The sequence below is a fragment of the Hymenobacter qilianensis genome (assembly GCF_014489555.1).
GTDB lineage: Bacteria > Bacteroidota > Bacteroidia > Cytophagales > Hymenobacteraceae > Hymenobacter > Hymenobacter qilianensis.
Genome location: NZ_CP060784.1, coordinates 3,393,278 through 3,407,889, shown reverse-complemented (window position 1 = coordinate 3,407,889; position 14,612 = coordinate 3,393,278). Strand labels below are relative to the sequence as shown.

The 14,612-nt window shown below is 57.1% G+C and carries 8 protein-coding genes and 1 pseudogene; 6 read left to right on the top strand and 3 right to left on the bottom strand.

All coding sequences use genetic code 11. The annotated features are described in order from the left end of the window. Window positions 1–295 precede the first annotated feature (295 nt). From H9L05_RS15455 to H9L05_RS15445, 3 genes are all read left to right on the top strand, one after another. Complete coding sequence (locus H9L05_RS15455; RefSeq protein WP_187731698.1) at window positions 296–1,255, top strand: BamA/TamA family outer membrane protein; 960 nt, start codon at window positions 296–298, stop codon at window positions 1,253–1,255. Then, on the top strand, window positions 1,255–1,536 hold the full coding sequence (locus tag H9L05_RS15450) for a hypothetical protein (RefSeq protein WP_187731697.1): 282 nt from the start codon (window positions 1,255–1,257) through the stop codon (window positions 1,534–1,536). The genes H9L05_RS15455 and H9L05_RS15450 overlap by 1 nt, the downstream gene beginning before the upstream one ends. Before the next feature lie 393 nt (window positions 1,537–1,929). After that, the gene (locus H9L05_RS15445; RefSeq protein ID WP_187731696.1) at window positions 1,930–3,636 is read left to right on the top strand and encodes a M28 family metallopeptidase; all 1,707 of its coding nucleotides are present in this window, start codon (window positions 1,930–1,932) and stop codon (window positions 3,634–3,636) included. A gap of 666 nt (window positions 3,637–4,302) precedes the next feature. Here H9L05_RS15445 and H9L05_RS15440 read toward each other — a convergent pair. After that, window positions 4,303–7,062, bottom strand: coding sequence for a polynucleotide kinase-phosphatase (locus H9L05_RS15440; protein WP_187731695.1), 2,760 nt, complete (start codon window positions 7,060–7,062; stop codon window positions 4,303–4,305). A gap of 109 nt (window positions 7,063–7,171) precedes the next feature. Between H9L05_RS15440 and H9L05_RS15435 the strand changes: the two genes are divergently transcribed. The 3 genes from H9L05_RS15435 to H9L05_RS15425 all read left to right on the top strand — a co-directional run bounded on the left by H9L05_RS15435 (window position 7,172) and on the right by H9L05_RS15425 (window position 11,190). Beyond that, window positions 7,172–8,395 (top strand): putative sensor domain DACNV-containing protein, encoded by a 1,224-nt coding sequence (locus H9L05_RS15435; protein ID WP_187731694.1) that lies wholly within the window; start codon window positions 7,172–7,174, stop codon window positions 8,393–8,395. Between the two features lie 243 nt (window positions 8,396–8,638). Further along, window positions 8,639–10,576, top strand: coding sequence for a glycoside hydrolase family 97 protein (locus tag H9L05_RS15430; RefSeq protein ID WP_187731693.1), 1,938 nt, complete (start codon window positions 8,639–8,641; stop codon window positions 10,574–10,576). A 44-nt stretch (window positions 10,577–10,620) separates the two neighbouring features. After that, complete coding sequence (locus tag H9L05_RS15425) at window positions 10,621–11,190, top strand: hypothetical protein (protein ID WP_187731692.1); 570 nt, start codon at window positions 10,621–10,623, stop codon at window positions 11,188–11,190. 18 nt (window positions 11,191–11,208) lie between these two features. On the opposite strand, the gene H9L05_RS23950 is transcribed toward H9L05_RS15425, so the two are convergent. Both H9L05_RS23950 and H9L05_RS15415 read right to left on the bottom strand, forming a co-directional pair. Next, window positions 11,209–12,756: a 3' terminal RNA ribose 2'-O-methyltransferase Hen1 gene (locus H9L05_RS23950; RefSeq protein WP_223284486.1), complete on the bottom strand. Its 1,548-nt coding sequence runs from the start codon at window positions 12,754–12,756 to the stop codon at window positions 11,209–11,211. A 278-nt stretch (window positions 12,757–13,034) separates the two neighbouring features. Further along, a pseudogene (locus tag H9L05_RS15415) lies at window positions 13,035–14,464 on the bottom strand (GH1 family beta-glucosidase). Between the last annotated feature and the right edge of the window lie 148 nt (window positions 14,465–14,612).

Sequence of the window (14,612 nt, the reverse complement as noted above, 5' to 3'; positions counted from 1 at the left end):
GCGTTACCAGGGCCTCAGCTACCGCTACGTCGGGGAGGTGAGGCACGTTGGCCAGAGCGCACCGGGCGGCCGTGTAGCTTATTCACTGCTGTTCCGACTACACAGTTCAGTTTATCCGTAAGGCAGAAAAACGCCGCTTGGTTATCCCCGGAAAAATTAGCTTGGTCCAGCTTGGCGGCTTCTGCCTTGACCAGACCCCGCAGTTCGCCCCCGATGGTAGCCAGCGTTGCAAGCCAAGCTCGGCTCTGAATTTCCCTTCACCCTACCTTCGTGGTAAATCAGGTTAACTAGATATATGAAAGTATATGGGGGCGCACTCCTGGCGGTTTTGCTGGCAGCCGGAAGCACACTAGCCACTTTTCCGGCGGCGGCCCAGCAGCTACCGGCCGACTCGCTACGCAGCAGCACGGCGGGCGGACAGACAGCCCCGGCTGATACCAGCCGCTCGTTTCTCGACCGCGTGCTCGATGTGTTCGAGTTCGACATCAACCGGCAGGCGGTGGCGCAGCGCGGCGCCTACCCAACCCGGCTGGTGCTGGCCCCCATCATCTCCTATGCCCCCGAAACCAGCTGGGGCGCGGGCCTGGGGGCCAAATTTCTCTTCAAGCCCAGAGGCGCCAGTACCGATACCCGGACCTCCAACATTCCGGTGTCGTTTCAGTACACGCTCAATAAGCAGTACATCCTGTATTCGGGTTACACGGTTTTTTTCAACCACGAAAACTACCTGCTGCGCGGCAACCTGCGGCATTCCAGCTTTCCGCAGCTCTTCTACGGCGTGGGCAACAACACGCCCAGCTCCAACGAGGAGATTTACGACTACCGCTACACGGTAATTGAGCCGCTACTATTGCGGCGGATCGTGGGAAAGCTGTTTGTGGGCGGCGGCGTGCGCCACGTGCGGACGAGCGACGTGCAGTTGGCTCCGCAAAGCCTCCTGCTCGACGCCGCCGGCCAGCCGCGAGAAACCGGCGCGCTCGGCGCCGTGAGCACGGGCTTGGAAACGGCCCTGACCTACGACACGCGCGACAACGTGCTGAATGCCCAGCGGGGTATATTAGCCGAAATCACCCACGGCTGGTACGGCCAACAACTCGGGGGGCAATTTCGCTATGAGCTGACCAAAATCGACGTGCGGCAGTATTTTCAGATTGCGGGTAACCGCCAGCACGTGCTGGCCTATCAGGTGTTCGGTTACCTGACTGGCGGCAACGTGCCGCTGCTGGAACACGGGGCCTTGGGGGCGGTGGGCTGATGCGCGGCTACTACGAAGGGCGCTACCTCGACCGCAACTACGCCGCCGCCCAGGTTGAATATCGCCTGCCGCTCACCAGCCGCTTTGGAGTGGTGGGCTTCGTCAGCGCCGGCAGGGTGGCCTCGCGCCTGCGCGATTTCGATTTCAATGGCCTGCATCCGGCCGCGGGCGCGGGCCTGCGCTTCAAGCTTGTGAAGGCCGAAAACCTGAACTTGCGCTTCGACGCGGCCTTCGGCGACGCGGGGGGCAATTTCTATATCAACGTGGCGGAGGCATTTTAAGCCGGTCGCTAGTGCTGGGCTAGCTGCTTGGGGCTGGGCTGCCCTTACCCGCTTGCTGCCGCGTAAAACTCCCGTCGCACCCGAATCAGCAGTTGCTCAGCGGCTTGTCTGTTTGGCGCCTCCGGCAAAGTAGAGGCGGCAAACGCAGCTTCTACCCGCGTCACCAGCGCCTCGGCTTCCGCTACTAGCGTCTCATACTCAAACTCGCCCCGGCGGATTTGTAGCAGAAACTCCCGGTTGGGCCTACTTACATGAAGTTGTTCATGAGGGCAATTTCTTCGGTCGTGGATGAGAATTGAATAAGCAAAATATCCGCTACTATTGAGTAGCTAAATATTACTTCCATATTTCAGCTACGACACTTGTCACCGAGCCATAACGCATTATACTCACATGCTACACACTACTCGTTCTGTTGCCGCGGCCGGGCTGCTAGGCCTGGCCCTGGCCGGCTGCCAGTCGCAATCCAGCTCCAACACCACGGAAGCAACCCAGCCAGCAGCTTCCGCTACCGAAACCGCTGCTTCTACAGATACCATCAGTTCGGCTAGCATCAGCAAGTACTTGCAGGCAGTGTCATCGGATGAGATGATGGGCCGCAAGCCGTTTACCGTGGGCGAGGAGCGCAGCACTAAGTACCTCGCGGACCAATTCAAGCAGCTCGGTCTCAAGCCTGGCCCGGATGGCGGCTACTTTCAATCTGTGCCGCTGGTAGAAATAACCGGCACCCCGGCCGCGACCATGCAGATCAAGGGCAACGGTAAAAGCCTGAATCTGCAATACAAGACCGATTTTGTAGCCTTCACACAGCGCGAGCAGCCCCAGGTGGCCGTTACCAATTCGCCGCTGGTATTTGCCGGCTACGGCGTGGTGGCACCCGAGTACGGCTGGAACGACTACGCCGGCCTCGATGTGAAAGGCAAAACGGTAGTAGTACTGGTAAACGACCCCGGCAACGCGGGCACCGACACCACCTTGTTTAAGGGCAAGGCCATGACTTATTACGGCCGCTGGACTTACAAATACGAGGAAGCCGCCCGCCAAGGCGCCGCTGGCGTACTCATCGTGCACGACACCAAGCCGGCCGCTTACCCCTGGTCGGTGGTGCTGAGCGGGGCCATCAGCCCCAAGCTGCGCGCCCAAACCCCTGACAAAGGCGCCAGCAAGTGCGCCATCGAAGGCTGGCTGACGCTCGATGCGGCCAAGCGACTCTTCCAGGCCGCCGGCCAGAACTACGACCAACTTTACGCCGCTGCCAATCAGAAAGGCTTCCGGCCTCGCCCGCTTGCGGGCCTCACCGTCACGGCCAGCATCCAGAACAAGCTGCGCCGTCAGACCAGTCGCAACGTGCTGGCGGTGATACCCGGCACTACCCGCCCCAATGAGTATATCATCTACTCGGCTCACTGGGACCACTTTGGCGTAGGCAAAGCTATTGCCGGCGACTCCATCTACAACGGCGCCGTGGACGACGGCACTGGTCTGGCTGCCCTGCTGAGCATTGCCGAAGCCTTCCAAAAAGCCCCCCAGAAGCCTGCCCGTAGCATCGTGTTCCTGGCCGTGACGGGCGAAGAGCAGGGCCTGCTGGGCTCGGCTTACTACGCCCAGCACCCGGTGTTTCCGCTCAACAAGACCGTGGCCGACCTGAACATGGACATGCTCTGGCCCTACGGCAAGATGAAGGACCTCACCGTCATTGGCTACGGCCAATCAGAGTTGGAGGAGTACGCCCGCGCCGCCGCCAAGGAGCAGGACCGCTATATCCTCCCCGACCAGACACCCGAAACCGGCATGTTCTACCGCTCCGACCACTTCAGCTTCGCCCACGTGGGCGTGCCCTCGCTCTACGCCAGCGGTGGCTTCGAGAGCCGCACCCGCGGCAAGGAATACATCTCTGAGCAGCGCCAGAACTACACCACTAACATGTACCACAAGCCCGCCGACCAGTTCGACCCCAAATGGGACCTATCCGGCATCACTCAGGACGCCCAGCTCTACTTCCGCGTAGGTCAGCGCTTGGCTAGTGAAACGACCTTTCCACAGTGGAAAGCTGGTTCGGAGTTTAAAGGAGCGCGTGATAAGAGTATGAGTGGGCAGTAAAATCGTCAGCCAACAGCATTGCAACTTCAGCAACTGATGAAATTATCCAGCTAAGCCACCAACGTCAAAGTCACTTTCGAAGAGCAGCAAACATGATCAAACCATTTTCATTTGTAGCCTCAACTATCGTTTTAGCTATAGTAACATCATGCTCCGATAAGTCTAGGGAAGAGCCGATAGATAGCCCTATTATAGAAAAGTCTTCAGACGATAAAGTCCACGAGTTTATCCATCTTGAAAGCCCTCGTCTCTATGGCTCTAATCCAGACACCATTTCAATAGCTGAGCAGAAACCCTACAGAAGGAAAGTATATATGGGTTCTGATGCATTTTATAGAATAGCGAAGAGAAACGGAATCAGTAGTTACCTACATACTAATTTCCAACTTGAAGACGATCCTGATATAGTGGTAATTCAATCAGAATTAAAGTTCGATACTTGTTATTTTACCATCCAACCAAAGCCGAATACTCAGTATACACACAATCAATCTTTGATCTGGCGGTGTGCTTTTAAGATTGATTATACTTCTACCCACAAAGGAACTGATACGGCGTTTGTAATACGAGACAGGATTTATTTACAATAAATCCTACACGGTTAGTTCTATAATTCAATTGCAGTCGGGCCACACCAACGCCGCAAGCAAGTATGACCGTGCTGAATTAAAGCCGCGGGTCTACAGCCTCACTTTCCAACGCCAACACACCAAACACACACTGGTGCACCTCCCGCAGCGGGGCGCCGGCTACGAAGCGTTCCAGGCCTTCCACGCCGAGGGCAAACTCGCGCAGAGCCAGATTGCGCTTGGCTTTTACGGCCCGCTCCTTCAGGCGCTCCAGGTTGCCGGGCAGCAGGTAGTCGGGGCCGTAGATGATGCGCAGATACTCGCGGCCGCGGCACTTGAGGGCGGGCTGGAGGATGCCTTTTTTGGTGGCAGGAATAAAATCGTAGGGCTTCACGACCATGCCTTCGCCGCCGGCTTCGGTGAGGTCGGTCCACCACTGGGTGGCGGCTTCTACGGCGGCGGGGTCTTGCAGATTTACTACGTGGTAGGTGGTGGCGCGGAGCAGGCCGGGGTCCTGGAGGCTGAGGGCGCGCAGAGTTTCCATGTGCCAGGCGTGGTCTTTATCGAAGTAGGTGCGGCCCTCGGTAGCCAGCAGGTGGAAGGGAGCCAGGCGCAAATCGCCCAGACTTTCGACTGGCCAGCAGTAGCGGCGGTAGGCTTCGGCGTAGTGGGTGGCGGCGGTGTGGCGGGCCGAGGTGCGGGCCAGCAGGGCTTCCACGCCGTCGAGGCCGCGGGTAGCGGCTTGGGTTAGCGTGGCTTCGGCCAAGGGCAGGGCCGCGTCAGCGGCAGCGGCTACAGCGGCGTACTGGTTCTTGATCAGTTCCTGCGCCTTGGCCGACCACGGCAGCAGCTCGGCATCGAGGCAGAGCCAGTCCGTTTGGAATTTCTCCCAAAAATTACCCCCCAGCAGGGCGTCTTGCAGGCGGGTGAGGAAGGCGGCTTCCAGAGTTGGGTCAGTGAAGAAGTTGCGGCCGGTGCGGGTGTAGCATTTGCCCGGCCCCTCGCCTACTATGCCGAAGCGGCGGCGCGCGATGTCCTCGTCGCGGGCCAATACTACCACTACGCGGCTGCCCATGTGCTTTTCCTCGCACACCACGCGCTCTACACCCTGGCGGCGGAAGTAGTCGAAGGCCTCGGCGGGATGCTCCAGCAGGTCGGGCAGCGGCGAGGTTTCGGTGGGCGACATGGTGGGGGGCAAATACAGCAGCCACTTGGGATTAAGAGCAAACCGGCTCATCACCTCAAGGGCCGCAATGGCGTTTTCCTCCCGAATGGTAACCGAAGGCAGCAGGCGCGGCCGAATGATTTGCTTGCCGGTCACGTCGCGGATGTCGAGCAGGTCGTCGTGCTGCTGTTGGGCGGAGAGGTCGGTTTGGGTGGCCTCCAAGAGCTGAAGCGCGCGGTAGTTCAGCGGGCGCACCGGCTCGCAGTACACGCGGGCCGCGGGCACGGCTACCAGTTCCCGCTCGGGGTAGCGCAGGGCCGTAAGCTGACCGCCAAACACGCAGCCCGTATCAATGTCAATAGTGTTATTCAGCCACTCGGCTTCAGGCACGGGCGTGTGGCCGTACACCACCATGGCCCGGCCCCGATACTCAGAGGCCCAGTTGTAGCGTACGGGCAAGCCGAATTCGTCTATCTCGCCGGTCGTTTCTCCGAACAAAGCAAACGCCCGCACGGCGCCCGAACCGCGGCCCTGCATGTCTTCGCGCATGCCCGCGTGAGCCACCACCAGGCGGCCGTCATCCAACACATAGTGACTCACCAGCCCATCCAGAAACTGCCGCACCTGGCTCTTGAACGTATCTGATTCGGCAGCGAGTTGCTCCAGCGTTTCGGCGAAACCGTGCTGCACATTCACATTTTTGCCCCCCAGATGCCGCAGCAGCTTAATATCGTGGTTGCCGGGCACGCATAAGGCTAAGCCATCCTGCACCATGCGCATGACGAGGCGCAGTACCTGCGGCGAAGCTGGGCCACGGTCTACTAGGTCGCCTAGAAATATAACCCGGCGCTCGGCTGCTCCTTTGTACGGTTGTAGAGACGCAATATTTTGCGTCTCGTCGTTGCTGATGTTGTTAGGTTGGATGACTTGATCTGATTTGTTCTGCAACGAGTCGTTCAACGACGAGACGCAAGATATTGCGTCTCTACCACCTGCCACCTCAGCGCGGCGCGTCACCCGCACGCCTAAATCGCGCACATCCACTACCGGCTCCTCTTCCACCGCATAGCCCAGCTTACCGAGCAGCTGCACCAGCTCGTCGTAGCAGCCGTGCACGTCGCCAATGATGTCGAAGGGGCCAGTTTCGTGCTTGCGGTTGCTGTAAAGCGGGTCACGCTGGATGACTTGCACGGCGTTTATTTCCTCGGGCCCGTGCAGATGGAAAATATGCCGGAAGCCTTCCTGCTTGAGCGTTTTGAGGCTGCGGCGCAGCTGCTGGCGCTGCTGAGGCACCACGTGGCGGGGCATGTGGCGCCGCTCGGGACGGTTTTGGTTGCGGTCCTCGGCTACGCGGTCGGGCACGTCGAGGATAATGGCGGTGGGCAGCACGTGGTAGTCGCGGGCCAGCTGCACGAGCACTTTGCGGGCTTCGGGCTGCACGTTGGTTGCATCAACTACCGTCAGCAGGCCGCGCTTCAGGCGCACACCCACCAGGTATTGGAGCAAGGCAAACGCGTCGGGCGTGGCCGACTGGTCGTTTTCATCGTCGGCTACCAGCGCCCGGCAGTAGTCAGAAGACACAATTTCGGTGGCCCGAAACAGGCGACGCGCAAACGTACTCTTCCCCGCCCCCGACGTACCCATGAGCAGGACCAGCGAGAGTTCGGGAAGTTTTAGGGTAGTCAGAGCCATAAGGAAAAAGCGGGCGTATATTTAAGGAATAGCTTACTTGGCAACGTTAACGGGTTTCTGGCTTATTCGGCACGATACGATGGCACATTTAAACTCCACTTATCATGATTTGGCCAGGCTTGTATACAAGAAGCTAGCGAAGACGAATTATCCGCAGCCCAGCGAGAGCATATTAACTCATCTGTTCGAAAACCTGTTTTTTACCAGCCTCAAAACAGAAGAAGGCCAGCTGATTAAGGTCACGGTCACCTTTATCGACCCTGCAGACCCCGACCCCAGCCCGCCGGAACGCATCGTGGCCGACCGCTGGAATTATATCCACTTCCGCAAGCGCATTCCCTTCACCGTCAAGAACATCGTGAAGCTGTCGAAAGCAGCCGACCCCTGGAGCTCGTCGCTGGCCGTGTACTACGACGCCAATAATGAGCTGTATATCTGGGGAATGATTGACCAAGCGGTTCACTACCAAGACTTTCTCAACTACGAAACCGAGTCAGGCTCCGAGCAGCCTGGTTTTTTCCAGACTTCCATATCCGACATCGGAAGCATTCATGTAATGCTCGATTATGAGCTGATTGCCACCTTAAAACAGAATACGCTGATCAGTAATTATGTCGATGTTTTCAGAAAAGGAACCGTCAATAAAATATTAAAGTCGTTTTCTGAGCCTTACAAAAAGGCCATACGGAGTTATATTAATAAATATTATAAAGATGAAGATCCCAAGGACTGGGACGAGTACATAGAAACATCTATTATTCAATCATTATCTCGCATTCTACTTAAAAGCCAGAATTATCATCACGGGGGGGCTTTTTTGATGACACCCTATAAAAAAGCCGGTTTAATTGTGAAGCACGAACTATCATACGACCGATTATTTAAGGCAATTGTAAATTATATTCAGCTAAATATCTCGCATTATAAATACTCAAATGCCATAGCCGATCAGTTCTCAAGAGATGAGAAAAATTTACTTCCGGTATCGTTGTACGTAAGCGAAAACGTATCAGAAGCGCAAAAAAATGAGACGAGTGATGAAATAAAAGGCGCTATCCGGTTTATTTCTTCCCTTTCCTGTATTGATGGCTTAGTCGTGCTCACCACTGATTTAAAAGTTAAAGGTTTCGGCACCGTTATTCGGTCTAAGCCCATGCCGCCGTATGTGTATGTGGCCAAAAGCGCCACGGTGAGCGACGACAAAATAACGGCCGTAAGTTCTAATCAATTTGGCACCCGGCACTGCTCTATGTTTTCTTACTGCTGGAATAATAATGGCAGCTTGGGCTTTGTTATTTCTCAGGACGGGATATTCGCGCCATTACGAGAGTAGAGGACAAATTAATTATCTGGGAAAATATCAAAGTCCAACAATTTATTAAAAGCGATAAAATAAGCAGGCCGCTTCATATTAAAAGCGACCTTGGCAAACAGCTGACCCAGCCCAGCACAATTGTGCACCGGGAAGGATGAGGCAAAATGCTGCGTATGCTGAACAGACAGTAAAGGCGCCTTACCTTAGCCCGGCGGGTACGCCCGCGCGCTATCATTCTGCCTCCCCTATCTGTTTGCATTTATGCTGAAAGCCTCCTTGTGTTTCGTGCTATTCCTGACAACTATACTGGCCCAGGCCGGCCCACCCGAGCCCATTCTCGTGACCAGCCCCGACGGCGCGGTGCAAGTCACGGTCAGCGTCACAGACCAGGGCGTGCCCACGTATTCGGTGGCTTATCGACAAACGAAGCTGATCGGACCTTCCCGCCTGGGTTTGCAGCTGGCCGATGCTGACTTAACTCAGAATCTCAAGCTGAGCAGCGCGGGCAAAACCACTCCCGTTTCCGACAGCTACACCCTCACCAATGACAAGCGCTCGGCCTGCCGCTACCAGGCCAATCGGCGCGAAATTGCGTTTTTGGGCAGCCAAGGGCGCACGCTCAGCGTGGTGTTTCAGGTGTCGAACGACGGGGTAGCATTTCGGTATGCGCTGGGGGGCAAATCCAAGGAGAAACAGCGGATTCTGGCCGAAAAGACCACTTTTAAGCTGCCAGCCGCAGCCAAAGGCTGGCTGCATCCGCACGCGGTAGCCCAAACGGGCTGGTCGAATACCCAGCCTTCTTACGAGGAAAAATACAAGCTGGGCTTGGCGGCCGGCACCCCATCGAGTTTGGGGCAAGGCTGGTCGTTTCCGGCGCTGTTTCAGGCGGCCGGGCACTGGGTGTTGCTGACGGAAGCGGGCATGGACCGCAGCTATGGGGGCACCCACCTGGCCCATCTTTCGCCCGACGGCGAGTACAGCATCGCCTTTGCCCAGGAGCGCGAAGGCACCACGCCCACGGCGAGCACCGCGCCCGAGTCGACGCTGCCGTGGAGCACGCCGTGGCGCGTGCTGGTGGTGGGTTCCACGCTGGGCACTATCGTCGAGTCGACGCTGACGACCGACGTGAGTGCGCCCGCTAAAATCAAGGATACCGCCTTTATCCAGCCGGGCAAGGCCTCCTGGAGCTGGGCTTTGCTGAAGGACGAGGCCACGGTGTATGATGTGCAGAAGCGCTTCGTCGATTACGCGGCCGACATGAAGTGGCGCTACTGCCTGATTGATGCCCTGTGGGACAAGCAAATCGGGTACGATAAAATGACGGAGCTGGCCACCTATGCCCGCACCAAAAACGTGGACCTGCTGCTTTGGTACAACTCCAACGGCAGTTGGAATAAAGCCCCCCAGACGCCCATAAACGTGCTTTTTGACCCGGCAACGCGCAAAAAGGAGTTTGCCCGCTTGCAGCAAATGGGTATCAAAGGTGTGAAAATCGACTTCTTCGGCGGCGACGGGCAGTCGATGATGGGCTACTACCAGGACCTCTTGGACGATGCGGCCCAGGCTAAGCTGTTGGTGAACTTTCACGGCACTACCATCCCCCGCGGCTGGACACGCACCTATCCCCACCTGATGACTATGGAAGCTGTCCGCGGCTTCGAGTTTCTGACCTTCGCCCAGGCCGATGCCGATGATCAGTCCACGCACTGCGCGATGCTGCCCTTCACTCGCAACGCCGTGGGCCCCATGGATTTTACGCCCGTCTGCTTTTCCGAAATCCCAAAGGTTAACCGCCTTACCACCAACGGCTTCGAGCTGGCGCTTTCGGTGCTGTTTCAATCGGGCATTCAGCACTACGTGGAAGTGCCGGAAGGCATGCAAAAGCAGCCGCCCTACGTGGTGAACTTTATGCGGAATTTGCCCCCCAGCTGGGACGACGTGAAGTTTCTGGACGGTTTTCCCGGCGAGTACGCCGTGGTGGCCCGCAAAGCCAACAACAAATGGTACGTGGCCGGCATCAACGGCACCCCCACCGACCGCACCATCACCCTCGACCTATCCAAGCTGGGCGCTACCAAAGGCGGCACCCTCATCACCGACGGCACCACCAACCGCGACTTCAGCACCCGCAGCTTTACGGGCACGGCGCTCACACTGCCGGTAAAGGCGCGCGGCGGATTTGTGCTGGAGTTGAATTGAGAGCAGCTTATTATGCAGTCAACTCAATAGTAAAAATCTATATAATGAGAATCGAGCATTTAACCCTGGTCATACTGTTTTTATTTTCATCTTGTAAACCAAGATTAATTAATCACAAAATAACAATAGAAGTTTTTGATACTAGTAAGACTACACTATTAGGCGTGAAGAGTAACAATTTCAGAGGAACTATTTTCACTTATAAATATCCTTTTACTTTATTACATGTATCAGATATTGATTCTCTAAAAAGGTTTACACCAACATTAGAGGAGTTACAAGAGGCAGAATATATCTTATCAAGAAAACTACAGTTCGTAAATAGGAGTCGCATGAATCAATCAGATGATAATCCGATAATTCATAAAAATTTAAATAAATATTTTAGACAGTATGTAGGATTCGTTAATAAAAAGGGAGACAAGATAATACATATCAATTTTCATTGGGATGAATATACTCTTGTTGACAAGATAAGAGGCTCACTAGATACAAGACTTAAATACGATTCTGATTATTCAACAGTATTTGATGGTGGAAGTTATTATTGGGAAGTCAATGTTAACCTTACTAAAAATAAGCTGTCTGATCTACAAGTTAACGGAACATCATAATTCCATGTAAAAAATTATTTACCGCTCAAACACCGCCAACTGCGAAGGCGCCCCTACTTCTTCCGCCTCCGGCCCTAGCGGTTCCACGCGCACGCGGTAGCCGTGGCGCTCAGCAACTCCCGCCGCCCAAGCCGCGAACTGCGCCCGCGTCCACTCGAAGCGGTGGTCTTGGTGACGGAACTCCCCGGCAGATAGGGTTTCGTAACGCTGGTTGTAGTCGGCGTTGGGCGTGGTGACGAGCACGGCGCCAGGGCGGGCGCGGGCGAATACCACCTGCTCAAACGCCGCCAGCCGGTTTTCGTCGAGGTGCTCGATGACTTCGACGACGGCCGCCGCGTCGTAGCCGCTGAGGCGCGGGTCGTGGTAGAGCAGGGAGCCTTGCACCAGCGTGAGTCGCTCGCGCTGCTTGGGGGGCATTTCTAGGATGTGCAGGCGCTCGTGGGCGCGTTGCAGCTCGCGGTGCGACACGTCCATGCCCAGAATGTGCTCCACGTGCGGAATTTTAAGCAGCCGACGTACCAGCTTGCCTTCGCCGCAGCCCAAGTCGAGCACGCGCTTGGCTCCGAGGCGTCGGATTTCTTCGGCTACGCGGTCGAGGCGGTGGTCGTGGAGGCTTTGCTTCTCGGCTTGTTCAACGACGGCCTCACCCCCTAGCCCCGCATCTGCTTTAAGCGCAGAGTCCCAAGGAGAGGGGGGACTAGCTTTTAAAGCTAATTCTAGATCAGATAGGCCAGAAGTTAAACTAGAGCTAGAAATACTAGAATCTAGTTCCCCCTCTCTTTGGGAGAGGGGGCTAGGGGGTGAGGCCGTCGTAATCGTAAGGTCAACCTCCCCTGCCAGCAGCCGTTCAAGCGTGGGGTCCACATACTCGCGCAGATTTCGCAGGTAGCGGCGCGTGATAAATTCGCGGTCGGGGTGCTGGGGCAGCCAGTCGGCGCCGCGGTGCAGGAGTTTGTCGGCCTCGGCCTGCCCGATGTAGTAGTGCTTATCGTTGTCGAGGACGGAGATGAGCACGTAGAGGTGGCTCAGCAAATCGCGCAGACGCAGGGCCGGGTGGCGCAGGCGGAGCGTGAAGTAGCGGCTGTCGCCCCACTGCGGCACGGTGGGGTCGAGCGGGTGGGCTTCCGTTTCGATTTCGTAGCCCAGGGGGGCAAAAAGGCGTTGGAGCTGGCTGGCGTTGGCGGCAGGCAGGGCGGCTACGGTGGCTTCTAGGGGCAGAAGCGTGTCGGGCAGGTCGGGGCGGTCTTTGCAGGTGCCGTTCATGGCCGTGTTGAAGGCTTTAACCAGGGCCGTGCTCATAAAAGAGGAAGCAGCATAGGGCCTATCATTCACGTATTGCTCCAGAGCAAAGCCTTCGCCGGCCCAGCCGCGGTGGTTGCGCACCAGCGCCACCGGATCTATGTCGAGCAGTAGAGCAGCCGTGCACCGCTCCGCAGTGGCTTCGGGATAAAAGATGTGGGCCTGCCCGTAGGCAATGTCCACCGATTGCAGGCGCGCCGGATTCTTGTGTAGCAGGTAGCCCAGATCGGTGGCGGGCTGGTGAGTGGTAGTAATAGTGAGCAGCATAAGGAGAAGCTAAACCGGCACAAAATGCCCCCCAAGATACACTTGGCCGGGGCAAGACCGCTAGCCGGCTGTCATCGATAATCCGGTTTCAGGAGGGCTGAAATCAAGGGGAATACAGAGCGGATTCTTAACAACAATTTGTATATACATTTGAGTAAAACATCCATTAAACATTTGTTTATAAATTAATAGTCAACACATTATACTATCACACTTATATTCCGCAAAGCAAATAGCGAGAGGCCATAATCTCTTCTCAGGGGTATTCTGCTGCTACCTTAGGCCAGAGTCAGAGAGCTCAACTCATACCGTTTTGCCCCCAGCAAGTCGCCATACCAGTGGCCGGAGTCTTTGATGGTGCGCTGCTGGGTGTCGTAGTCCACGCGGACCAGGCCGAAGCGTTGGTGGTAGCCCTCGGCCCACTCGAAGTTATCGGTGAACGACCAGGCGAAATAGCCATCTACGGGCACGCCCTCGCGCTGGGCGCGCAGCACCTGGGCTATGCAGGCGCGCAGAAAGGCTTGCCGGGCGGCGTCGGGCACGCGGCCGTTGATGAGCTCGTCGGGGAAGGCGGCGCCATTTTCGGTAATGAGCAAGCGGGGGGCATTTTTGTAGCCGCTGAACTGCTTGAGCATGTGATAGATGCTTTCGGGATACACCTCCCAGCCCATCGTAGTGTGGGGCACGCCGCGCTCGGCGGCGCCTACCAGCTTGGCCCACACCAGCGGTATATAGGGCGAATGGCGCACCACTTCGCGGGTATAGTTCTGGATGCCCAGAAGTCGAAGGCAAAGGGCAGGCGCTGCTCGTCGCCGGGTTTCATGTAGCGGCTGAGCCAGCCGAGCACGGGCGCTTCGGTTACCGGGTAGCCCAGGCCGAGGGCTGGCTCCACGAACAGGCGGTTGAGAATGGCATTGGCGCGAGCGGTGGCGCGCTGGTCGCGCAGCAGGGCGGGCCGCCAGGGCGTGAGGTAGGAGCAGGAAAACGTGGTGCCAATCTGGGCGGTGGCGGGGAGTGTGGCGCGCAGGGCCCGTCCGCCTTCGGCCTGGGCCAAAGCGGCGTGGTGCGTGCTCGACAAAAAGCCCCCCAGCCCCCGGCCGCCGGGCGCGTGAATGCCGATCATGTGGCCGGCACCCGTAAAAACCATCGGCTCATTCAGCACCATCCAGTGCTGCACCCGGTCGCCGAGGCGGGCGGCTACGTGCTGGGCATAATCGGCAAACCAGCCCACGATGCTGCGGTTGGTCCACCCCCCGCGCTGCTGGAGGGCGGCGGGCAAATCCCAGTGGTAGAGCGTAGGCCAGGGCGTGATGCCGCGCTCCAGACAGCCATCTACCAAACGGTCATAAAAATCCAACCCATTGGTATTCAGCTCGCCCGTACCGCTGGGCAGCACCCGCGACCACGCCACCGAGAACCGAAAGTTGGGGATGTGGAGATGCCGCATCAAATCCAGATCGGTGGGCCAGCGGTGGTAGAAATCGGTGGCTGTCCGGGCGTGGGTGTTGCCCCGAATTTTTTTGGGACGCCGCACGAAGTCATCCCAGATGCTGGGCCCTTTGCCATCGGCGTCCCAGGCGCCTTCGGTCTGATAGGCCGCGGCCGCCACGCCCCACCGGAAATCAGGGCCAAAATCGGCGCGCGAATAGGTCTGGGGGGCATTTTCGGGAAAGAAAGCGGCCGACAAGGCAGCGGCAGAAGCAGGCATTCAGACAGTAACTAAGGACAGCAGGCACCGACGCTCGAATCAGGAGAAGTGACTAGCCTGATCTGCTTATTTTTGGCTACGCATACGGGTAAGCGGGGCAAGAAGATCAAGCTGTGGCTTTCATTGAAAAGCAACTTTCAGCGTTACC